Here is a 20731-nt window from a genome sequence, read left to right on the forward strand (position 1 = left end):
GGTATGAAAAACTCTTTGACGGAAGGTGGAAAAAGCATTATACTAAAATCAGGATAGGAGGTGTCCTTATGAAGCATATCGTCATCACCATCGGCCGTGAATATGGCTCCGGCGGACGGCTCATTGCCAAGCAGTTGTCCGAGGAGATGGGCATCACGTTCTACGACAAGCAGCTGATCTCCGATGTGGCCAAAAAGACCGGCTTTTCCGAGCACTTTATCCGCAACGCCGAGCATCAGCGCCCCACCAACAGTTTTCTCTATGATCTCTATACCAGCGTACAGACGCCGTCGGTACCCGACCAGGTGTTTATCGCTCAGGCCAAGGTCATTAAGGAGGCTGCTGCCAGAGAGTCCTGCGTCATTGTAGGCCGCTGTGCCGACTATATTCTCCGGGATCAGCCCCGCTGCCTGAAGGTGTTTGTCAATGCGCCTCTGGATCAGCGAATCCGTCGCGCCCGGGAGGAGTACGGTGTACAGGAGAACAATCTGGAGAGCTATGTGATCCGGCAGGATAAAGCCAGGGCCTCCTATTATAACTATTTTGCCACCGGCCGCTGGGGACAGAGCCGGGAATACGATTTGTGCGTCAACAGCCGCATCGGTATCGACGCCTGTGTGGCTGTGATTCGTGCCGCAGCCCAGGCGATTGCCAACAGCTGATTTTTTGAAAAAGCCGGGACCCGTTGCACCGCAACGGGTTCCGGCTTTTTTGCGGAAAAAATCGTATAAATTGTGAACAATATTGAGTGATTGTGTGAACATTAGCACTCTCCTATTGACAGTGCTAATTCTGGTGTTATAATAAGACTGTGCTTAGGAAAGAGGACCGAAAGGGAATCGGACCGAGGTACGGTTACAAGAAAACAAAGCAGGTAACAAAAGCTCGCCACCGAGAGGTCCCACTCCCCAGCTACGAGCCGCAGAAGACGAATGGAGGTATGACTTATGTTACCTAGCATTTTTGGTGAGAATTTGTTTGATGAGTTTTTCCAGGACCCCTTTGACCGGATGTCGGTTTTTTCCGATCACAACCCGCTCTATGGTAAGCACGGCAAGAATCTGATGAAGACCGATGTGCGGGAGACTGAGAATACCTATGAGCTGGATGTGGATCTGCCCGGCTTCAAGAAGGATGAGGTCCAGCTGGAACTGAAGGATGGCTGCCTGACTATCAGCGCCGCCAAGGGCCTGGACAAGGACGAGGAGGAAAAGAACGGTCGCTATCTGCGCCGTGAGCGCTATGCGGGCCAGTGCAGCCGCAGCTTCTATGTGGGCGATCATGTGGAAGCCAAGGATGTCTCCGCTAAGTTTGAGGATGGCATTCTGAAGATTACCCTGCCCAAGATGGTTCAGCAGCTGCCTGTGAACCACACCATTGCCATCGAATAAGCAAGTATTAAAAACGGGCGCGCTGCATATTGCAGCGCGCCCGTTTTTTTGACATACGGGATCTTTACCAAGGAGCCCTTGAATCTGTTCTGCCGGCTATGGTATGATGATTTCGCTTGAAAAGCCCTTTGGCAACCAGCGGTTGCGGAAGTTCAAGCCAAACTTTATGGCGAAAAACCGGATGGTTTGATAGGCTGAACCTGTCCGGTAAGGCCGGAAGAAAGGATGGCGAGAAAGAATGACCTTGGGAGAGCGGATTCTGAATTACCGCAAGCGAGCAGGCTTATCTCAGGAGAGACTGGCCGAACTGCTGGGAGTGTCCCGCCAGGCGGTGAGCAAGTGGGAAGGTGACGCTGCCCAGCCGGAACTGGATAAGATTGTGGCACTGGCCAGGTTGTTTGGGATTACCACGGACCAGCTGCTGCTGGGAGAGATGCCAAATCCGGGGCCGCCCACAGAGGCTGCGCCTGAGAAGAGAGAACCCAGATGGTATCTGCTGGGGATTTTGCCGCTGGCGGTGGGCGCGTATTTACTGATCCGGGGAGTGCTGCAGCTTTCTGCGGTGAGCGGCTTGTGTGAGTTTATGAAGTTACCCGGATTCCTGTCATAGGGGGATAAGAGAATGGATCTTGATCTTTATAATAGTAGTATGGACCGTGTGATGTCTTTTATGTATGGTCCTATCATTACTCAGATCGTACTGGGCGGAATCCTGGTAGCGGCAGGGGTGTTAATCCTGGTCTTGGGACACCGCCGTTATCGACGGAAATATGGAAAGTAAGAGGAAGTAAAAAAGTTTTTTGAATTTGAAAAAAACACTTGACGGCAGAGTTAAGTTGTGCTATCTTAATATCAGAAATGATAATCATTACTGATTAGCACTTCCGGCTAACCCGAAATGAAATAAAATGAATGACAAATTAGGAGGAAAATCACATGAAAAAGTGGGTCTGCTCTGTTTGCGGTTATGTTCACGAAGGGGATTCCGCCCCTGATTTCTGCCCCATCTGCAAGGCTCCCAAGGAGAAGTTCGTGCTCCAGGGCGGCGATAAGACCTGGGCTTCTGAGCACGTGGTAGGCGTGGCCAAGGGCGCTCCCGAGGAGATCATCCAGGGCCTGCGTGAGAACTTCCAGGGCGAGTGCTCTGAGGTTGGTATGTACCTGGCTATGGCCCGTGTGGCTCACCGCGAGGGCTATCCCGAGATCGGCCTGTACTGGGAGAAGGCTGCCTACGAAGAGGCTGAGCACGCCGCTAAGTTTGCTGAGCTGCTGGGCGAGGTCGTGACCGACTCCACCAAGAAGAACCTGGAGATGCGTGTGGACGCCGAGAACGGCGCTACCCAGGGCAAGACTGACCTGGCTAAGCTGGCCAAGCAGCACAACCTGGACGCCATCCACGACACCGTGCACGAGATGGCTCGCGACGAGGCCCGCCACGGCAAGGCTTTCGAGGGCCTGCTGAAGCGCTACTTCGGCTAATTGAAACCGCATAAATAGGCACTTTTTGAGAGGGAATGGGGAAACCTGTTCCCCTCTCTTTTTGCGCTTGTGCCGCCAAGGTGTGCAAGTTGGTGTGCAACTTTTCCCCGTTTCACACTTTTTTGACTTTCACATGTGCAACTCCCTTGAATTGCACCAATATCAAGCGGTTTTTACCGCTTAATACCGAAAAATGAAGAGAAATTAACAACTTTTGAGAAGTTTTTGCTTTGTCGGGACAAAAATCAAGAAGTTTTGAAGTGTTTTCCTTGACTTTCACCGATTTTTTGAGCCGCCAGAGCAAAAAATTCCCGCCGCTGATTGCTTTTCACCGCGATCCTTTCATCTTGCAGCCGTTTTCCGGCTGCTTTTTTCTTGCTCCCATTATACCGCATGTTCCGGTTAAAGTACAGGTTTTACGATAACCTTCGCATTGCTGGAGGCGGGATCAAAGAGCTGAATCGCTTTGGTGAAGGCGTCTGCATGATTGGTAGTGCCTCCGGCGGTCAGGCTGTCCACTGCGCTTTTCAGTGTGTCCACCGAGGTGATAAGCTGCGTGTTTGCCACAGCGGTATTGGAGAAGCTGACGATGCCGATCCGGCTGCCGGAACCGATTTGACCGTCTTGCGTGTTATCGGTGGCTTCATCGATGATGTCGATGAATGTCTTTGCACCCAGCTTCATATTGGTCAGTGGTATGCCTGCCATACTACCGGAGCGATCCAGAATCAGCACGATATCGGTTGGATTGGTGATAATATCCGGCGCGGCAGTCAGTGTCAGACTTACACGCAGCGAACCGTCGCAGGCAATGCGGTCGGTATTGATTACCTTGTTGGAATTTGTAACACCCATTCGTGTTACCTCCTTCTGGGAAAGGATCCCACAACATATTATGCGCGAAAGAGATCGGTGGCACAGGCCTGAGGAGTGCGGAGGGCACAGCGAAATAATCCGGGCTTTTTTGCAAAGCAAAAAGGTGGCAGGCACAAAAGTGCCTGCCACCTTTTCTTGTTTTTCTAAAAAGATAGAGGTGAATTACACGGTGGGTGTGCCGCAGTCGGGACAGAATTTGCCCGCCACCATTTTACGGCAGTTGGGGCAGAAACGGTCGCCGGCCGGCTGAGGCTGGCCCATGGGCTTGCCGCACTGAGGACAGAATTTGACCTGGGTGGGGCTGGCATAGCCACAGGAGGCACAGACACAGGCGGCCTGCTGAGGCTGGGCGGCCTGGGGCTGTGTCATCTGCCCCATCTGACCCATCATCTGGGCGGCCATCTGCATTCCCATGGCCATTCCCATACCAGAGGCGGCGGCCGAACCAGCGCTGCCGGGGGTGGACATACTGTCGGCCATACTGACGGAGGTATATTTGCCCATGTCGGTAACGAAGGACTGGGCGGCCACCTTCTCCGCCATCTTTTGGACCTCAGGCGGATAGTTAAAGGCCAGGATATTGACGTCCGCCACGCCCAGACCAAAGTCGCTGAGCTCTTTGTCCAGCTCCTCCTGAATGGCTTTTCCCAGCTTCCGGCTGTTCTGCTGAAGCCCCACCAGCGCGTTAAGCCCCATCTGCTGCTGTCCGCCCAGGATGGCCTCGGCTACCACCGGGTTGAGCTCGCCCATGATCCGGTCGGCCACATCCTCCAGAGAATAGGTGGCTTTGACTCCGGCCACCTTGTTGATAAAGGTCTGGTAGTCCCGGAACTCAATGACCAGATTGCCGTTGCATCCAACGGGGATACCGCTGGGTACCTCGGGCGTGGGGATCATGATCCGCTGACGGGTGCCCCAGGGCAAAGTCAGTTCCTTCGCGTTGACAAAGTAGACCTCCGCGCGCAGGCCGGAGTCCCCCCGCAGGGACAGCCAGCCCTTCAGTGTGGAGAAGAAGGGAACAATATCGGTGTAGATATCAAAATTGCCCTGATTTTCAAAGACCGCGCCTACAATACCGTCGGAGTAGAAAATGGCCTTCTGTCCCGGCCGCACAATGAGGCGGGAGCCCCGCTTGATCTCCTTGGCGGGCCACTTGTAAAAGAGTACGTCATCCCGGAATTCTTCCCATTCAATGGTATCTTTTCCTTGACCAAACCATGCCATGGCTTTTCCGTCCTTTCTATGTCTCAGAGATTGTCCTCCCAGGCCGTCCAGGGAGAATCCTCCTGGATGACAATAGCCTGAGGCTGTGCGTTTTCCTCCGCCTGAAGAGCGGGCGGAGCGGCTGCGCCGGTGAGCAGAATGACCGCGGCGGTGATGACTGCCGCTGCCGCGGCTACCGCCGCCACGATTTTGGGAACACTGTAGGGTCGCTGGCCGCCTACTCTGCCGCTCTCACCGTTGATGATGTACATATACTGCTTGCCGTTGTAGGCAAAGGCCGAGGACCAGGCGGGCAGCAGCACGTGTTTATAGGTGATCTTGTGATATTCAATGTTGATATTGCTGACCCGGGCATGGCTGAAGCCCCGGGACAGGATGTCGCTTTCCGCCTGATTGATCTGATCGGTGCGGACCTGCTCTTTGGCGGTATCCACCGCCTGGGTGGCGGGGATGGCATAGTGCTCCGCCAGAAAACCGGACAGATAGCTGGGGGAGAAAGGAAGGGTGTTGTCGCAGGTATTGTAGGGCAGGACCTTTTCCACCACCTGGCTGGCTGAATTCATGGTTGCGCATACCTGCAAATCGTCATAAAAGCCGCCAACGGTACCGCTTACCGGCCGCCAGCGAATCTCCGTGCGGGTGTTGCCCTTGCTGTCCCGAACGGTATGGGTGTTGCCGCCTTGTCCCCAGTATGTACTGGTTACCTGGGCGTCAAAGGTCCAGAAGGGAAGGTAAATGCCCTGGAGTTTGCCTGCCTGATAGGCCTGTTTCAGACGGTTGGGGGCAAACCAGCGGCTTTTGACCCACTTGGCAAAATTCTGCTGGGCGGTTTCCCGATCCACCCGGAAGGGAATTACACCGTCGGGGGGAACGCCGGCCTCCTGGCGGCTCTCCAAAAGCTGCGTGGAGCCGCACATGGGACAGACCGTGGCAGTGCAGTGCTCGTCCACAGCGATCTGTGCGCCGCAGGTACCGCAGACGATAATGGCGGTGTCGGGGAAGGACACCCTCTGGCCCTCCCGCTGGACGTATCCCTCAAAATCATGCTCCTCCACCCGCTGAACGGTAGTCTCCGCGATGTAGGGAGTCCGGCAGGCGGAGCACTCCAGACGCTGCTTGGCGATGTTCCATTTGATGGTTCCGCCGCAGTTGGCACATACCTGGCGGTCCACTTTTTCCTGATGTTCTGTCTGCATACCGTGAACCTCTTTCGTAACTGGATACCGGACAGGGCCGGCGTTGGTGAAGCGTATAGCTGATTATACCTTGTAACTGACTCGGATTTCAACTCTTTCATTGTGAAATGCCAAACAGGCTGATAACTGGCGAAATCTGTTAAATGTGCAGGAGGGGAGGAGGTTGGACCCGCCGGCTTTTTATACATAAGGTAGGAAATTCAGGGTGGGGGTATAATAATCGTTGACTTGAATATCTTTGGAGGGTATGCTATAGTTACCTTTGTATGATTCCACGGGAGTGTTCCCCGGGAAAATGTGGAAAGATGAGGGACGACCTATGTACCCCTGTGCAGCGGATCAGGTATGCTTTATTGCAAACAGGTGGAGCCTGGAAGCCGGTAAATCGGCGGGCTCCGGTCGGAGAGAGAATGGGCATACCGAAGGAATGAGCTTCCTTCGGTATGCTTTTCTGCGTCCAACAGACCGTTCGGCGGGCGCCGACTTTTGGGGGAGGGCCCAGCTGTGATCAAACAATTTGCTCTTTGGCTGCGGGATATGTTTATCCGCAACCGAAGCCTGAATGCTACCCGGATCGTGGCGGCCTCTTTTGCCGTGATCATTTTGGTGGGTGCTTTGCTGCTCACCCTGCCCATTGCATCCCGGGACGGCCAGAGCGCCGGATTCTTTACGGCGTTGTTCACTGCCACCTCGTCCACCTGCGTTACAGGCCTGATCCTGGTGGATACCTGGGTCCAGTGGTCCTTCTTCGGCCAACTGGTGATTATCCTTATGATTCAGTTGGGCGGCCTGGGCTTCATGACGGTGATTACCCTGGTGTCCTTTGCCCTGCGCCGCCGCATCGGCTTGTCTGAGCGGCTTATTATGGTATCCACTCTGAACCTGAACGATCTGGATGGTGTGGTACGGATGGTGCGCCACGCTCTGATGGGTACCTTCCTGATCGAGGGAACAGGGGCGGTGCTGCTGAGCATTGCCATGATCCCCCATTTTGGTATCCTGGGCGGCATCTGGCGGGGGATCTTCCATTCCATCTCCGCCTTCTGTAACGCCGGCTTCGATTTGCTGGGCGGAAAATTCGGTGCATTCAGCAGCCTGGCCGGATTGCAGAACAATCCGTTGGTGCTGGGCACCATCGGAGCCCTCATTGTAGTGGGCGGCCTGGGCTTTTTTGTGTGGGAGGATATCCTGGAAAAGCGCTGCTGGCACAAACTTTCGGTGTACAGCAAAATGGTGCTTATCGTTACCGGAGTGCTGATTATCGGCGGCGCGCTGTTCTTCCTGGTGGAGGAATACTCCAATCCCGCCACCCTGGGGAATATGCCTCTGTGGGAGAAGATCATGAACTCCATCTTCCAGTCCATTACCCTGCGTACCGCCGGCTTTGACGCCATCGGACAGGGAGGACTCAGCGATACCAGCAAGGCATTTTCTTCTATCCTGATGCTGATTGGCGGCTCCTCCGGCTCCACTGCCGGCGGCCTGAAAACGGCTACTGTGGCGGTGCTGCTGCTGGCCCTCCGGTCCGGACTGGCAGGACGGGAGCAGGTCACCTTCCGAGGCCGCACCATTCCCTACCGCCGGGTACTCAACGCCATGACGCTGGCGCTGGTGATGCTGTTTTTGTTCCTGGTGGGGTCTATGACGATCTCTACGGTGGAAAATTTGCCCTATCTGGACTGTGCCTTTGAAGTAGCCTCCGCCATGGGTACGGTGGGTCTGACCACTGGTATCACACCGGGACTGAGTGTGTTTTCCCAGTCTCTGATTATTCTGCTGATGTATATGGGCCGGGTGGGTGTGCTCTCCTTCTCCATTGCCTTTATCACCCGCGGCGGCCGGACGGCCAAGATCAAATATCCGGAAATGAATGTGATGATCGGGTAACCACCCGGTTGGAAGGATGTGTAACCGAATGAAAACCTTCGTTGTCATCGGCCTGGGCCGGTTTGGCAGCGCCGTGGCCACCGAGCTCAGCTCCCTGGGCCACGAGGTGCTGGCCCTGGACGACTCCGAGGAGAATGTACAGAAGGTGGCCGACAAGGTCACCCATGCCGTTACCGGCGACGCCAGAGATCCGGCGGTGCTCCGGGCTCTGGGCGTACGCAACTACGACTGCGCCGTGGTGGCGGTGGGCGTGGATGTGGGCACTTCCGCCCTCATCACCCTGAACCTGAAGGAACTGGGCGTGCGTAAGGTAATTTGTAAAGCCCAGAGCCATGTCCACCGCAAAGTGCTGGAGAAAATCGGCGCCGACCGGGTGGTGTTCCCCGAGCATGAGATGGGCGTCAAGCTGGCCCAGGGCCTGTCCAGCTCCAATGTCCTCAATTTTATTGAGCTCAGCGAAGATTTTGGTATTGTGGAGACCAACGTGCCCCGGGACTGGCTGGGAAAAAATCTGGCGGAACTGAATGTACGGGCCCGCTATAAGGTCAACATCATTGCCGTACGGAAAAAGGGACAGGAGGCCTTCAATGTGACCCCCGGCCCCAGCACCATTATGGAGGCGGGGGATACGGTGGTGGCCCTGGGCCGCACCGAGGACGTCAACCGCCTGCAGGATCTGTAAGATGGGTATGGAACGAATCACCAGCCGCCAGAATCCTCTGGTGGCCCGGCTGCGGAAGCTGGGAAACGACAAGAAAACCCGCCGGCAGGAGGGAGTCTTTCTCTGTGAAGGACATAAGCTGGTGGAAGAGGCCCTGCGCTGGAACGCCGGGGTGGAAACTCTGGTGGTGGCCGAAGGCATTGAGCCGCCCCGGAATCTGCCGCAGGGTGTGCGCCTGGTAGAGGTGCCCGCCGACGTGCTCAAGTCGGTTTCCACGGTGGACACGCCCCAGGGAATGCTGGCGGTGTGCCGTACCCCCGACCTGATGCCGCCAAAGACACTGACCCCGGGACTTTATCTGGTGCTGGACGGGGTCCAGGACCCGGGTAACGTGGGTACTGTATGGCGCACTGCCGACGCCTTTGGCGCGGAGGGAGTGTTCCTACTCCCTGGATGTGCCGAGCCATTCTCCCCCAAGACGGTGCGCTCCACCATGGGCGCCTGCTTCCGTCTGCCGGTGTGGGAGACTGGGCTGAAGGAACTTACCGTCCTCTTGAAAACGGCGGAGCTGCCGCTGTATGCCACCGCACTGCGGGAGGATACCGCCGATCTGCGCGCGGCTGATCTGAGCCGCGCCGCGGTAGTCATTGGAAGCGAGGGCAGAGGTGTGTCCCAGGCTGTGCTGGACGCCTGCGCCCTGACCTTGAAGATCCCCATGCGGGACCGCTGCGAGTCCCTCAACGCCGCCGTGGCGGCGTCCGTGGCGCTGTGGGAGGGCTGGCGGAACCGCTGAGCCAACGAGAGAGGAGGGGCCGCCGTGGCGGGCATTCAATATCTGCTCTGGCTCTCTACCCGGCGGGGCCTGCCCCAGCGGCACCAGGTAGAGCTGCTGGACTATTTCGGCGGCGCCGAGCGGGTGTACTTTGCCGACAGGGAGGCCTACGAGCCTCTGCGTCTGACCCAGGAGGCCAGGCGGTCCCTGTGTGACAAATCTCTGGACCAGACCAATCGGATTCTGGAGAACTGCGACCGGCTGGGCCTGTTTTTGCTCAGCTGTCAGGACGGAGCCTACCCGGAGCGGCTGCTCCAGCTCAGCGACTATCCCCTGGTGCTCTACGGCAAGGGGAGGCTCTTCCGCTTTGATGAAGAAGTAGCGATTGCAATGGTGGGATCCCGCCAGTGCTCCGCCTACGGTGTACGGACCGCCGGACGCATTGCCATGGGCCTGGCCCGGGCAGGCGCCCTGGTGGTGTCCGGTCTGGCCCAGGGTATCGACGCGGCCTCCCTGAAGGGCGCGCTCCAGGGCGGCGGACCGGTAGTTTCGGTGCTGGCCGGCGGCGTGGATGTGGTCTATCCCGCCTGTAACAGCTGGCTCTATGAGGATGTGGCCGCCCGGGGCGCCATCCTGTCGGAGAATCCGCCGGGTACCCGGCCGGATGGCTGGCGTTTTCCCCAGCGCAACCGCATCTTAAGCGGACTGTGTCTGGGTGTGGTGGCCGTGGAGGCGGGGGAGCGCAGCGGCGCTCTCATCACTGCCCACGACGCCCTGGATCAGGGCCGGGATGTATTTGCGGTCCCCGGACCGGTGGATGCCGCCACCAGCGCCGGGACCAACCGGCTTATTGCCCAGGGCGAGGCCAAGCTGGTGCGTACTGCCGGGGATATCCTGTGTGAGTATGCGGGGCGGTATGCCCACAAGCTGCGCCGGCCCCAGCCTATAACCGCCGAGGAGGCGGACGAGCGGCTGGAGGTTATGCCCACCCCGCCGCCGGAGTCTGAGTGCAAACCCGCAGAGCCTGACCAAGAAGAGGAGGGGCTGCCTGTCGCACCGCGCAGCGGTCTGGAGCAGATGGGGGAGGAACAGCGGGAGATTTTCTTCCTGCTGTCGGAAAAGACCCTCACTGCCGACGAGATCGTAGGGCAGACGGAGATCCCCGCACGGCGGGTCAATACCGCCCTCACCCTGCTGCAGGCCGGGGGCTATCTGAAGGAATTACCGGGCCGGCGCTTTGCCGCCGCCGTCCGTTTCGAGGTACAAGAATAAAAGGAGTATCGTACTGTGGCGAAATCGAATCTGGTGATCGTCGAGTCCCCGGCGAAGGCCAAGACCATTGGCAAATATCTGGGGCCCGGCTATCAGGTGAAGGCCTCCATGGGCCATGTCCGGGACCTGCCCAAGAGCAAGCTGGGCGTGGATGTGGACAACGACTTCACGGTGGACTATCAGCCCATCAAGGGCAAGGAAGAGGTCATCGACGACCTGACCAAGGCCGCCAAGAAGAGCGATAAAGTATTTCTGGCCACCGACCCTGACCGGGAAGGAGAGGCCATCTCCTGGCATCTAAAGGAGATGCTGGGGATTCCCGACGACAAGACCTACCGGGTGACCTTTAACGAGATCACAAAAAAGGTGGTCAACGACTCCATCGCCCACCCCCGGGCCATCGACATGGACCTGGTCAATGCCCAGCAGGCCCGCCGGGTGCTGGACCGTATTGTGGGCTATCAGATCTCCCCCCTGCTGTGGAAAAAGATCCGCCGGGGCCTGTCCGCCGGACGGGTGCAGTCGGTGGCTACCCGGCTGGTGTGTGAGCGTGAGGCCGACATCAAGGCCTTCGTGCCTCAGGAGTACTGGTCCCTGGAGGCCGATCTGGCCCGTATCTCCCCCAATCTGGGGCAGTTCAAGGCCAGTTTCTACGGAAAAGAGAAGAAGATGGAGCTGAACAGCGCGGAGGCCGTTCAGGATGTGGCCCAGGCTGTCCAGGCTTCCCCCTTCTCCGTGAAGAGCGTCAAGCGCCAGGACAAGCAGCGCAACCCGGCGCCTCCCTTTATCACCTCCACCCTCCAGCAGGAGGCCAGCCGCAAGCTGAACATGCCCCCCCGGCGCACCATGTCCATTGCCCAGCAGCTCTATGAAGGCGTGGACATTGAGGGCGAGGGTACCGTGGGTCTTATTACCTATATGCGTACCGACTCCCTCCGCCTGTCCGACGAGGCCACCGCCGCCGCCCGGGACTTCATCCTGTCCCGCTATGGCGAGCAGTACTACCCCGGCAAGCCCAGGGTGTACAAGACCAAGTCGGGGGCCCAGGACGCCCACGAGGCCATCCGGCCCTCCAACGTGGCTCTCACCCCGGAGGGCATCAAAAAGTCCCTTACCGCCGAGCAGTACAAGCTCTATAAGCTGATCTGGAGCCGCTTCCTGGCCTGCCAGATGGCCTCCGCCGTCTATGACAGCGTGTCCATCGAGGTGGAGTCCGCCGGCTATACCTTCCGGGCCACCCACTCCTCTCTCAAGTTCTCCGGTTACACTGCCGTATATGTGGAAGGCAAGGACGAGGAGGACGAGGTATTCCAGTCCCCCCTGCCCGACCTGAAGGAGGGGGAGCCCCTGGAGCTGAAGGGCCTGAAACCCGATCAGCACTTCACCCAGCCCCCCAGCCGCTACACCGAGGCTACCCTCATCAAGGCCCTGGAGGAGAAGGGCATCGGACGCCCTTCCACCTATGCCCCCACCATCTCCACCATTCTGGACCGGGAGTATGTGGTAAAAGAGGGCAAGAATCTGCGGCCCACCCCCCTGGGCGAGGTGGTGACCGGCCTGATGAAGGACAAATTCACCGACATTGTGGATACCGCCTTCACCGCCAACATGGAGGAGCAGCTGGACGAGGTGGAGACTGGCAAGGTGGACTGGAAGAGTCTGCTGAGCCAGTTCTACGGCGGCTTTGAGAAGGAACTGAAGCAGGCCGAGCAGGACCTGGACGGCGAGCGGATCAAGGTGCCCGACGAGGTGTCCGACGTGATCTGTCCCAAGTGCGGCCGCAACCTGGTGTACAAATCCGGCCGGTTCGGCCGGTTCCTGGCCTGCCCCGGCTGGCCGGAGTGCGACCACACCCAGCCCATCGTCATTGAAATGCCGGGCAAGTGCCCCAAGTGCGGCGGTAAGATCCTGAAAAAGACCTCCAAGCGGGGCTATGCCTACTACGGCTGCGAGAATAACGCCAACAAGGACGAGGCCCGCCGGTGTGACTTTATGACCTGGGATGTACCCGTGAAGGACAACTGCCCCGAGTGCGGCCATACCCTGTTCAAGAAGTCGGGCCGTGGCTTCAAGAAGCCCTTCTGCATCAACCCCGAGTGCCCCAACTTCCTGCCTGAGGACCAGCGGGGCTATAAGAAAAAGACTACTGCCGTCACAGAGACTCCGGCGGAGGGCGCTCCCCCCGAGGAGGAGAAGAAGCCTGCCAAGAAGACGGCTGCCAAAAAGACCACCACCAAGAAGGCGGCGACCACGAAAAAGGCCACCGCCGCCAAAAAGACCACAACGAAAAAGACCACCACCCAAAAAGCCGCCAAGACCACAGAAGAGGCCTGACCGGCGGAGAAAGGGAAGGAAAAGCCATGAAGATCCTGCTGCTGAACGGAAGTCCCCGGGCCAACGGCAATACCGCCCTGGCGCTGGGAGAGATGGAGAAGGTATTTGCCGACCAGGGCATTGAGACGGAACTGATCCACATCGGACATCGGGATATTCGCAGCTGTGTGGCCTGCGGCCGGTGCAACGAGCTGGGCCGGTGTGTGTTTGACGATCTGGTCAATGAGATTGCCCCCAAGTTTGAGGCCTGCGACGGCCTGGTGGTGGGCAGCCCGGTATACTACGCCTCGGCCAATGCCACCCTGGTGGCTTTTCTGACCCGCCTGTTTTACTCCACCCCCTTTGACAAGACCATGAAGGTGGGAGCCAGCGTGGTGGCTGCCCGCCGGGGCGGACTGTCATCCACCTTTGACGAGCTGAACAAATTCTTTACCATCAGCGGGATGCCGGTGGCCTCCAGCCAGTACTGGAACAGCATCCACGGCAGAGCGCCCGGCGAGGCCGCCCAGGATGCGGAGGGGCTGCAAACCATGCGTACCCTGGCCCGAAACATGGCTTTCCTGGTCAAGAGCATTGCCCTGGGCAAGGCCCAGTACGGCCTGCCCCAGCGGGAACCCGCCCAGCGGACCAACTTCATCCGTTGACCCTACTCCAAGGAGGAACCTATGGAACCTGTACTCGTGATCGGCGCGGGTCTGGCTGGGTGTGAGGCCGCCTGGCAGCTGGCCCGGCGGGGTATCCCTGTGATTTTGAAGGAAATGAAGCCCCATAAAATGACTCCCGCCCACCATACCCAGTGGTTTGGCGAGTTGGTGTGCTCCAACTCCCTGCGCTCCGACCAGCTGGAGAACGCGGTGGGCCTGCTGAAGGAGGAGCTGCGGCGGATGGGCTCCCTCATCCTCTCCTGCGCCGACGAGCACCGGGTGGAGGCCGGCGGCGCTTTGGCGGTGGACCGCCATGGCTTTGCTCAGGCCATCACCGAAAAGATCCGGAATCATCCTCTCATCACTGTGGTGGAGGAGGAAGTTACTGCCATCCCCTCCGAGGGCAACGTGATTGTGGCCTCTGGGCCCCTGACCTCCGACGTGCTGGCAGATGCCATCAAGGATTTCTTCCCGGAGAGCCACTACCTCAACTTCTTTGATGCCGCTGCCCCTCTGGTCACCTTTGAAAGCGTAGACATGGACAGCGCCTTCTTTGCCTCCCGCTACGATAAGGGTACCCCGGACTACATCAACTGCCCCATGACCGAGGAAGAGTACGACGCCTTCTGGACTGAGCTGTGTGCCGCCCAGGAGGCGGAGGTCCACGGCTTTGAGGACAAGAACGTGTTTGAGGGCTGTATGCCGGTGGAGGTCATGGCCCGCCGGGGGAAGCAGACCCTGTGCTACGGTCCCCTGAAGCCCCGGGGCCTGCGGGACCCCAAGACCGGCAAGGAGCCCTTTGCCGTGGTGCAGCTGCGGCGGGACAATGCCGATGGCACCATCTACAATCTGGTTGGCTTCCAGACCCATCTGAAGTGGCCTGAGCAGAAGCGGGTGTTCTCCATGATCCCTGCCCTGAAAAATGCGGAATTCGTCCGCTACGGCGTCATGCACCGCAACACCTATCTGGATTCCCCCCGGCTGCTGGACCGGTACTACCGGGTGAAGAAGGACCCGCGTATCTGCTTTGCCGGACAGATCACCGGTGTGGAGGGCTATGTGGAGTCCACCGCCTCCGGCTTCCTGGCGGCGGTGGAGCTGGCACGGCGGCTTACCGGAAAGCCGCCGGTAGATTTCCCGCAGGAGACTGCCACCGGCGCGCTGGCCCTGTATATCAGCAATGAGAGCGTCACCGATTTCCAGCCCATGAACGTGAATTTCGGTATTATCCCGCCCCTGGGCTATAAGGTCAAGGGCAAGCGGAACAAAAATGCGGAACTGTCTAAACGGGCCCTGGAAGTGCTGGCGGGCCTGGATGTAGAATAAGGCGCGTCCGCTTGCCCGGGAGCGAAAGCGACCCGCCGCCGTGCGGCGCCAAGTATTTTGCGAAGCAAAATCTTGATGCCGGGCGAATTCACTTCGCCCGAGCAGATTTCAGGATCGGGGCCCCACGGAAATATGATTTCCGTGGGGAACAAGCGGAACAAGAATGCCGAACTCTCCAAGCGGGCTCTGGAAATGCTGGCGGGACTGGATGTAGAGGGCTGAGACCCCAACCCGTCTGAAAACGGAAGAACATAGAAAGAAGAGGAGAACCATATGAAGATCATCGTAGACGCCATGGGGGGCGACAACGCGCCTGCTTCCAATGTGCGGGGCGCACTGGCCGCGGTCCGTGAGCTGGGGGTGGAGGTCATCCTGGTGGGCCGGGGAGAGGATATTCTCAAGGTCCTGAAGGACGACGGTATCGATCAACTGCCTCCCGGCCTGGAGATCGCCCACGCCAGCCAGGTGGTGGAGATGTGCGACAACCCCGCCACCGCCTTCCGGGAGAAGAAGGACTCCTCCCTCACTGTGGGCCTCAATCTGTTGAAAAACGGGGACGGCGATGCCTTTGTGTCCGCCGGCAGCACCGGCGCCCTGCTCTCCGCAGCCACCCTGATGATCAAGCGGGTGCGCGGCATTCGCCGGGCCGCCCTGGCCCCTGTGGTGCCCACCGGCGCCGGCGGGGCGGTGCTCATCGACTGCGGCGCCACTGCCGAGGGTACCCCGGAGTACCTGCTCCAGTTTGCCTTCATGGGTTCCTACTATGCCGAGCGGGTGCTCAAGCGGCCCGAGCCCAAGGTGGGCCTGCTGAACATCGGCGCGGAGCCCTCCAAGGGCACCGACCTGCAGCGGGAGGCCCATGCCCTGCTCACCGCCGCCGACAAGGCCGGGCGGATTCACTTCGTGGGCAATGTGGAGGCACGGGAGGCGGTGTTCGGCCAGGTGGACGTCATTGTGTCCGACGGCTACTCGGGCAACATCTTCCTCAAGACCATGGAGGGCACCGCCGGGTATATGGCCAAGGAACTGAAGGCCATGTTCAAGAAAAACATTCTGACCAAGCTGGCGGCGGTGCTGGTGTCCGGCGGGCTGAAGCAGTTTAAAAAGAAGATGGACTCCGGCGAGGTGGGCGGCACCGCCCTCATCGGTATTTCCAAGCCGGTGATCAAGGCCCATGGCTCCTCCAACGACTACGCCATCAAGAACGCCATCCGGCAGGCCCGGGATTTTGCCTCCTCCGGCATGATCGATGATCTAGTGGAGAATATCGAATATATGCGTTTGCCTACCAACGCAGAGGAAAAAATTTGAGTTACCTATTGACAGGCGCTCAAGACTTGCACTATTATCATAGTGCAAATGCAAAGACGCCGTCGGACGACGGATGCGACAGGAGTAGATGAACATGATTTTTGAGAAGATTGCCGGTCTGCTGTCCGAGCAGTTTGGTGTGGAAGCTGACAGCATCACCATGGACACCTCCTTCGAGGACCTGGGTGCCGACTCTCTGGACATCGTGGAACTGACCATGGCGGTGGAAGAGGAGTTCGGCCTGGAGAATATGGACGAGGACGACCTGTCCGGCGTTGCCACTGTGGCCGACCTGGTCCGCTATCTGAAGTCCAAACTGGAAGACTGACACAGAATCAGACTGGGGAGCCCCGCCGACGGCGGGGCTCCTGTCATGAAAGGGAGGGACGGCCATGGAAGCCTTGGAAGAAAAGCTGGGTTACCGCTTCAACCAGCGGGCCCTGTTGGAAAATGCTCTGACCCACAGCTCCTATGCCAACGAGAACAAGGCAAGAGGGTGCCAGAGCAATGAGCGGCTGGAGTTTCTGGGAGACTCCGTGCTGGGTATGGTGACGGCGGACTACCTGTTCCGCACCCATCCCGATCTGCCCGAGGGGGATCTGACCCGCACCCGGGCGGCCCTGGTGTGCGAGGGCAGCCTGGTGGAGGTGGCCCAGCAGCTGAACCTGGGAGCCTACCTGAAACTGGGCAAGGGTGAGGACGCCGGCGGCGGCCGGGAGAGGCCCTCCATCGTGGCCGACGCGGTGGAGGCGGTGATCGCCGCCGTCTATCTGGATGGGGGCATCGGCTCCGCCAGAAAAATCATTCAGAAGTTTATTCTGGACCGGGAAGAGGAGAAGAGCGCCAGCCGGGACTACAAGACCGCCCTGCAGGAGCTGGTTCAGCGGGAGAGCGGCCAGGTGCTGGGCTATCAGCTCATCGGTGCCCAGGGCCCCGACCACGCCAAGATCTTCTCGGTGGAGGTGGACCTGAACGGTACCCCCATCGGCCAGGGCAAGGGCCGCAGCAAAAAAGAGGCGGAGCAGAATGCCGCCAAGGCCGCCATCGAGAAACTGAAGGGTTGAGTGATTGCCAGAGTGCTCCGCCTCTTTTGCGAGCGTAAGCGAGCCGCCGCTCTGCGGCGCCAAGCGTTTTGCCGGAGGTAAAACCTTGATGCCGGGTGAATTCATTTCACCCGAACAGATAGAATGAAATGGGGTTCCCAAACCGCCGTGCGGTTTGGGGGCGGAGCAGAATGCCGCAAAGCTGCCATTGAGAAGCTGAAGGGCTGAGGGCATCAACCGGAAAGAAACAGGACTGCGGATCATCCGCAGTCCTGTTTTATGTGTTTCGGGGGCAAAAGGATTTGCAATAGCCTTCATTCCTTGATATAATACTTTATTCAGAAGTATATGTGTTGCGAGGTGCCGCCTTGTATTTAAAGGCGCTGAAAATACATAGAGAACCCACCAAACCGCTGTAATGCCTGGGAAATCGGTACTTTGATGGTATGGCTGCCGAGTGAATTACACCAATTTTACACCAGTTGAGACAGGGTCTGATATAGCACGTAGGGATAGCACAGTTATAATTGGGGAGGCAGTCGCTTCGATTTGGCCTCTTTTCGTAGAAACGGCCGCTGCAATAGAAATGATTGAAGGGTTTTGGGGATATACCAAGTAAAGAATACCCCAAAAGAATACTGCAAAAGAAACGCCCGAGACTTACGAGCCTCGGGCGTAATTCTATATTTGTGGTGTGTAAAATACATCCCATGAAATGTAGTACGTATACACAGATAAAAAATGTGCTATGGGCAGAAAAACTGCATGGGTAGTGAGTCAGAAAATCGGCTTTGCTGGCAGAGCTCAACAACTACCGTTATCATCAGTCCAAAGATTCTCATTACGCCGATTTTTATAATCCTCTTGTTCTTCATCGGTTGCTGGACGAATGGTCGGTTTCCCGCAGTCAGGACAGGTCTTTTCAACTGTTCTGGGGAACAGGTAATGGCAATTATCACACGCATAAAGCATTTTAATCAAGCCTCGCTTTCGTGTTAATCAGTGTAGCACGGAGCGAGGCTTTTTTCAATCTACCAGAAAGGAGGTCAGCGCAATGAAGTGTCTACTTAAATATCAGTGGGTCAAACTGCCGCGAAATCAGTTGCCGCCCGGGAAGGGCATAATGGGTGCTTGGGCGCGTCTGGCCTCCCGAGCAGCCTTTCGAAATGGGCATGCAAAGTATTGCGGTTACATTAACAAGATAAGTGTCGGTGGCTGGGCAGGTGGTATTGTTGGTCTTAAAAGTATCCTTGGGATCAATCGTCGTCAGAAGGCGTTGAACCTAATGGGTGAGCTTGCGGATCGAGGTTATATTACCTACTCACTGGATTCAAAAACTAAGAAGATGACCTATCAGGTTACAGACTGGGTCATAAGATGCTCTGGTGAGCCCTGTGCGGGCCGTGAGGCCGTTTACACGACGGAGGGGTATGGATTCCTATGCCTGCCTAGAAACGTCACACAGAGGCTTGTAGAGCGGCATTATCAATTTGCTGAGGCGGACGCATGGCTGGATCTCTGGTGTCACACAGTTTGGCATGAGCCGAGCAATGCGTTTTCTCATTTAACGCCAGCTGTCCAATTTGGACAGTATGGTGCCGTGTTGACACTGGAGTCCCTAGGTAAGCGTTGGGGATGGGAAAAGACAAAGGTCTGGCGCTTTTTCAAAAAACATGCGGATGCCTTCCCGCTGTATAAGCTTCCAGGTTCTTTTGGCTGCATCATCTTTAACGTGGCCTATCCAGCCGGAGAACAGTTTTCCTTGCCGTCCCAGGACGAAGTTGAGCGCATTTTGAAAGAAATACGTACAAAAGACACCAATGCGTACGGGAAGCAGCTGAGCGATCATGCTCGCATCTGTAAATTGATTGCGTGGTATAGCCGTACAGTAATGCCCCAGGAGCAGAAGAATTGTCGTGTTGCAGATGCGGGCTGTAATATTACGCGCGCGTATTTTTCTCCGTGTAAGATTTTAGAGTATGTTTGGGAGGACTGCCAAAGGTCCTCTCCAGGGACGCCAAACTTTGAATTTTTCTGTGGGACCACGCCTAGGGCCGGGCCTGCGGATCAGGATGATGGAGGTATTGAAAATGGCAGATTTGAAGGCATCCCTTTGTGGTGAACTGCCGAATCAGAACAGTGTGATTCCCCAGGAGCAGCTGCGTGACTTGCTGGAGCGCAGGGGAATCGTGGAGGATCCGGACATTCCAAATGCGAAAGCCAGACTTGCGGAGCAAGAGCTTCGTCGGAATATGTACCACAACACCCAGGTTATGCTCAAGCACTATCGAGACATCGTTTGGGCTCTGGAGTGCTTCCCTGGTGAGGTTGCCCAGGAACTGGATCAGCCACTGAAGGATCTGGATGCACTTCTCAGTGTGGTAGATACACAGATGGCGCTGGGAAATGCAAAACTGGAGCATCGGCTGCTCAGCATCCGAAAATCCCGCCTTCTGCTGGATCGAATCAACGAGGCTCTGACTGTCCTGCGCCATAAGCCGGGCAACGGAGAGCTCATGTATAACATCATCTTCCAGACATTCATTACGCCTGATAAGCCGAGCCACACGGACATTCTGTACCGCCTGGATATCTCGGAGCGGCATTATTACCGTCTCCGCCAGCAGGCGGTTAATATCCTCTCCATTAGGCTGTGGACAGCCCCGGCTGGTTGCTTGGACGCCTGGCTTGAGCTGTTGACACTGCTGGAGGGGTGATGTCCTATTTTGTGGCAGAGAAAAGGCAGAAAAATGGCAAGGTCGGCGCGGATGACAAGGGGAGTGAAGATGTGCTATCTTGTTATTGTCCAAAATTGGACCTGACGGCAGGGAGCCGCCTTGAAGTGATTTTGAAGAGTCGCTTCGAGGCGGCTTTTTGCTGCCAATATGACGAGAAAAGGAGGGAAGCAAATGGCAAAGGACGAGAGCAGGCGAGATCGCTGGGTGAGAGTATCCCAGCGGTTGCGCAACGGATTCCAGATGGCGATGGTGTCTTGCTACATGATGGTGATGTTCGCCCAGCCGGCCGCTGCGGCGGATACCATGTGGACGCGATTCTCTACCATTATCGCAGATGTCTATGGCGAGCTGGTGGGCATTTCCACCATCGTAGCGGTGACAGCGGCCGCGGTAGCCCTGCTGGTACGGATGATCTCCCGTAATGAGCGTGCGGTTGCCGAGGCAACCAGCTGGCTGAAGAGAATTGTCGTGACCTGGATTGTGCTCAATACTCTGGGTTTTGTGGTCGCCTATCTGCAGCCGCTGATCCAGGGCGGACAGTACACACCCTAAACCACCCATCGAGTCCAGTAAGGGC

Annotated in this window: 21 protein-coding genes; 18 read left to right on the plus strand and 3 right to left on the minus strand. The window is 57.5% G+C overall.

Annotation, left to right across the window (positions count from 1 at the left end; translation table 11 throughout):
• The first annotated feature begins 68 nt into the window (after positions 1 to 68).
• The 4 genes from B5G40_RS09295 (at position 69) to B5G40_RS09310 (ending at position 2870) form a co-directional block, all read left to right on the plus strand.
• The gene (locus B5G40_RS09295; RefSeq protein WP_087399432.1) at positions 69 to 662 is read left to right on the plus strand and encodes an AAA family ATPase; all 594 of its coding nucleotides are present in this window, start codon (positions 69 to 71) and stop codon (positions 660 to 662) included.
• Positions 663 to 947: 285 nt separating this feature from the next.
• Positions 948 to 1391 (plus strand): Hsp20/alpha crystallin family protein, encoded by a 444-nt coding sequence (locus tag B5G40_RS09300; RefSeq protein WP_087329610.1) that lies wholly within the window; start codon positions 948 to 950, stop codon positions 1389 to 1391.
• Positions 1392 to 1629: 238 nt separating this feature from the next.
• Positions 1630 to 2001, plus strand: a complete 372-nt coding sequence (locus tag B5G40_RS09305) for a helix-turn-helix domain-containing protein (protein WP_087399433.1) — start codon at positions 1630 to 1632, stop codon at positions 1999 to 2001.
• 326 nt (positions 2002 to 2327) lie between these two features.
• Positions 2328 to 2870 (plus strand): NADH peroxidase, encoded by a 543-nt coding sequence (locus B5G40_RS09310; RefSeq protein WP_087266976.1) that lies wholly within the window; start codon positions 2328 to 2330, stop codon positions 2868 to 2870.
• Positions 2871 to 3272: 402 nt separating this feature from the next.
• Here the strand turns inward: B5G40_RS09310 and B5G40_RS09315 are convergent, their stop codons facing one another.
• The 3 genes from B5G40_RS09315 to B5G40_RS09325 form a co-directional block, all read right to left on the minus strand.
• A complete protein-coding gene (locus B5G40_RS09315) occupies positions 3273 to 3725 on the minus strand; it encodes a VWA domain-containing protein (RefSeq protein WP_087399434.1) in 453 nt (150 codons plus the stop codon).
• Positions 3726 to 3908: 183 nt separating this feature from the next.
• Entirely contained in the window at positions 3909 to 4970 is a 1062-nt protein-coding gene (locus B5G40_RS09320; protein ID WP_087399435.1) for an SPFH domain-containing protein, read from the minus strand.
• Between the two features lie 23 nt (positions 4971 to 4993).
• Complete coding sequence (locus tag B5G40_RS09325) at positions 4994 to 6166, minus strand: hypothetical protein (protein ID WP_087399436.1); 1173 nt, start codon at positions 6164 to 6166, stop codon at positions 4994 to 4996.
• A gap of 504 nt (positions 6167 to 6670) precedes the next feature.
• Here B5G40_RS09325 and B5G40_RS09335 point away from each other — a divergent pair.
• The 14 genes from B5G40_RS09335 to B5G40_RS09395 all read left to right on the plus strand — a co-directional run bounded on the left by B5G40_RS09335 (position 6671) and on the right by B5G40_RS09395 (position 20706).
• Positions 6671 to 8053, plus strand: a complete 1383-nt coding sequence (locus B5G40_RS09335; protein WP_087266966.1) for a TrkH family potassium uptake protein — start codon at positions 6671 to 6673, stop codon at positions 8051 to 8053.
• Between the two features lie 28 nt (positions 8054 to 8081).
• Positions 8082 to 8735 (plus strand): potassium channel family protein, encoded by a 654-nt coding sequence (locus tag B5G40_RS09340; protein ID WP_087399437.1) that lies wholly within the window; start codon positions 8082 to 8084, stop codon positions 8733 to 8735.
• Position 8736: 1 nt separating this feature from the next.
• Positions 8737 to 9507 (plus strand): TrmH family RNA methyltransferase, encoded by a 771-nt coding sequence (locus B5G40_RS09345; RefSeq protein WP_242959354.1) that lies wholly within the window; start codon positions 8737 to 8739, stop codon positions 9505 to 9507.
• 24 nt (positions 9508 to 9531) lie between these two features.
• The gene (gene dprA / locus B5G40_RS09350; RefSeq protein ID WP_087399438.1) at positions 9532 to 10758 is read left to right on the plus strand and encodes a DNA-processing protein DprA; all 1227 of its coding nucleotides are present in this window, start codon (positions 9532 to 9534) and stop codon (positions 10756 to 10758) included.
• Between the two features lie 15 nt (positions 10759 to 10773).
• Positions 10774 to 13092: a type I DNA topoisomerase gene (gene topA, locus B5G40_RS09355; RefSeq protein ID WP_087399439.1), complete on the plus strand. Its 2319-nt coding sequence runs from the start codon at positions 10774 to 10776 to the stop codon at positions 13090 to 13092.
• Between the two features lie 26 nt (positions 13093 to 13118).
• Positions 13119 to 13736, plus strand: a complete 618-nt coding sequence (locus tag B5G40_RS09360; protein WP_087399440.1) for a flavodoxin family protein — start codon at positions 13119 to 13121, stop codon at positions 13734 to 13736.
• 21 nt (positions 13737 to 13757) lie between these two features.
• The gene (gene trmFO / locus B5G40_RS09365; RefSeq protein WP_087399441.1) at positions 13758 to 15062 is read left to right on the plus strand and encodes a methylenetetrahydrofolate--tRNA-(uracil(54)-C(5))-methyltransferase (FADH(2)-oxidizing) TrmFO; all 1305 of its coding nucleotides are present in this window, start codon (positions 13758 to 13760) and stop codon (positions 15060 to 15062) included.
• A 273-nt stretch (positions 15063 to 15335) separates the two neighbouring features.
• Positions 15336 to 16373 (plus strand): phosphate acyltransferase PlsX, encoded by a 1038-nt coding sequence (gene plsX, locus B5G40_RS09370; protein WP_087399442.1) that lies wholly within the window; start codon positions 15336 to 15338, stop codon positions 16371 to 16373.
• A gap of 94 nt (positions 16374 to 16467) precedes the next feature.
• Entirely contained in the window at positions 16468 to 16701 is a 234-nt protein-coding gene (locus B5G40_RS09375; protein WP_087189306.1) for an acyl carrier protein, read from the plus strand.
• Positions 16702 to 16765: 64 nt separating this feature from the next.
• On the plus strand, positions 16766 to 17437 hold the full coding sequence (gene rnc / locus B5G40_RS09380; RefSeq protein ID WP_087329592.1) for a ribonuclease III: 672 nt from the start codon (positions 16766 to 16768) through the stop codon (positions 17435 to 17437).
• Between the two features lie 770 nt (positions 17438 to 18207).
• Positions 18208 to 18393, plus strand: coding sequence for a hypothetical protein (locus B5G40_RS16885; protein WP_158099512.1), 186 nt, complete (start codon positions 18208 to 18210; stop codon positions 18391 to 18393).
• A 77-nt stretch (positions 18394 to 18470) separates the two neighbouring features.
• Positions 18471 to 19538 (plus strand): hypothetical protein, encoded by a 1068-nt coding sequence (locus tag B5G40_RS09385; protein WP_087399443.1) that lies wholly within the window; start codon positions 18471 to 18473, stop codon positions 19536 to 19538.
• Positions 19507 to 20133 carry a hypothetical protein gene (locus tag B5G40_RS09390; protein ID WP_087399444.1) on the plus strand — a complete coding sequence of 209 codons (627 nt, stop codon included), beginning with the start codon at positions 19507 to 19509 and terminating at the stop codon, positions 20131 to 20133. The genes B5G40_RS09385 and B5G40_RS09390 overlap by 32 nt, the downstream gene beginning before the upstream one ends.
• Positions 20134 to 20325: 192 nt before the next feature.
• Positions 20326 to 20706 carry a hypothetical protein gene (locus B5G40_RS09395; protein ID WP_087399445.1) on the plus strand — a complete coding sequence of 127 codons (381 nt, stop codon included), beginning with the start codon at positions 20326 to 20328 and terminating at the stop codon, positions 20704 to 20706.
• Positions 20707 to 20731: the final 25 nt, after the last annotated feature.

The organism is Flavonifractor sp. An9 (genome assembly GCF_002161245.1).
Taxonomy (GTDB): domain Bacteria; phylum Bacillota; class Clostridia; order Oscillospirales; family Oscillospiraceae; genus Flavonifractor; species Flavonifractor avicola.

What these genes read in the sequence shown, in the direction of transcription:
- B5G40_RS09295 (WP_087399432.1), top strand. Translation starts at nt 69, where the DNA reads ATGAAGCATATCGTCATCACCATCGGCCGTGAATATGGCTCCGGCGGA.
- B5G40_RS09300 (WP_087329610.1), top strand. Translation starts at nt 948, where the DNA reads ATGTTACCTAGCATTTTTGGTGAGAATTTGTTTGATGAGTTTTTCCAG.
- B5G40_RS09305 (WP_087399433.1), top strand. Translation starts at nt 1,630, where the DNA reads ATGACCTTGGGAGAGCGGATTCTGAATTACCGCAAGCGAGCAGGCTTA.
- B5G40_RS09310 (WP_087266976.1), top strand. Translation starts at nt 2,328, where the DNA reads ATGAAAAAGTGGGTCTGCTCTGTTTGCGGTTATGTTCACGAAGGGGAT.
- B5G40_RS09315 (WP_087399434.1), bottom strand. Translation starts at nt 3,725, where the DNA reads ATGGGTGTTACAAATTCCAACAAGGTAATCAATACCGACCGCATTGCC.
- B5G40_RS09320 (WP_087399435.1), bottom strand. Translation starts at nt 4,970, where the DNA reads ATGGCATGGTTTGGTCAAGGAAAAGATACCATTGAATGGGAAGAATTC.
- B5G40_RS09325 (WP_087399436.1), bottom strand. Translation starts at nt 6,166, where the DNA reads ATGCAGACAGAACATCAGGAAAAAGTGGACCGCCAGGTATGTGCCAAC.
- B5G40_RS09340 (WP_087399437.1), top strand. Translation starts at nt 8,082, where the DNA reads ATGAAAACCTTCGTTGTCATCGGCCTGGGCCGGTTTGGCAGCGCCGTG.
- B5G40_RS09345 (WP_242959354.1), top strand. Translation starts at nt 8,737, where the DNA reads ATGGGTATGGAACGAATCACCAGCCGCCAGAATCCTCTGGTGGCCCGG.
- B5G40_RS09360 (WP_087399440.1), top strand. Translation starts at nt 13,119, where the DNA reads ATGAAGATCCTGCTGCTGAACGGAAGTCCCCGGGCCAACGGCAATACC.
- trmFO (WP_087399441.1), top strand. Translation starts at nt 13,758, where the DNA reads ATGGAACCTGTACTCGTGATCGGCGCGGGTCTGGCTGGGTGTGAGGCC.
- plsX (WP_087399442.1), top strand. Translation starts at nt 15,336, where the DNA reads ATGAAGATCATCGTAGACGCCATGGGGGGCGACAACGCGCCTGCTTCC.
- B5G40_RS09375 (WP_087189306.1), top strand. Translation starts at nt 16,468, where the DNA reads ATGATTTTTGAGAAGATTGCCGGTCTGCTGTCCGAGCAGTTTGGTGTG.
- rnc (WP_087329592.1), top strand. Translation starts at nt 16,766, where the DNA reads ATGGAAGCCTTGGAAGAAAAGCTGGGTTACCGCTTCAACCAGCGGGCC.
- B5G40_RS09385 (WP_087399443.1), top strand. Translation starts at nt 18,471, where the DNA reads ATGAAGTGTCTACTTAAATATCAGTGGGTCAAACTGCCGCGAAATCAG.
- B5G40_RS09390 (WP_087399444.1), top strand. Translation starts at nt 19,507, where the DNA reads ATGGCAGATTTGAAGGCATCCCTTTGTGGTGAACTGCCGAATCAGAAC.
- B5G40_RS09395 (WP_087399445.1), top strand. Translation starts at nt 20,326, where the DNA reads ATGGCAAAGGACGAGAGCAGGCGAGATCGCTGGGTGAGAGTATCCCAG.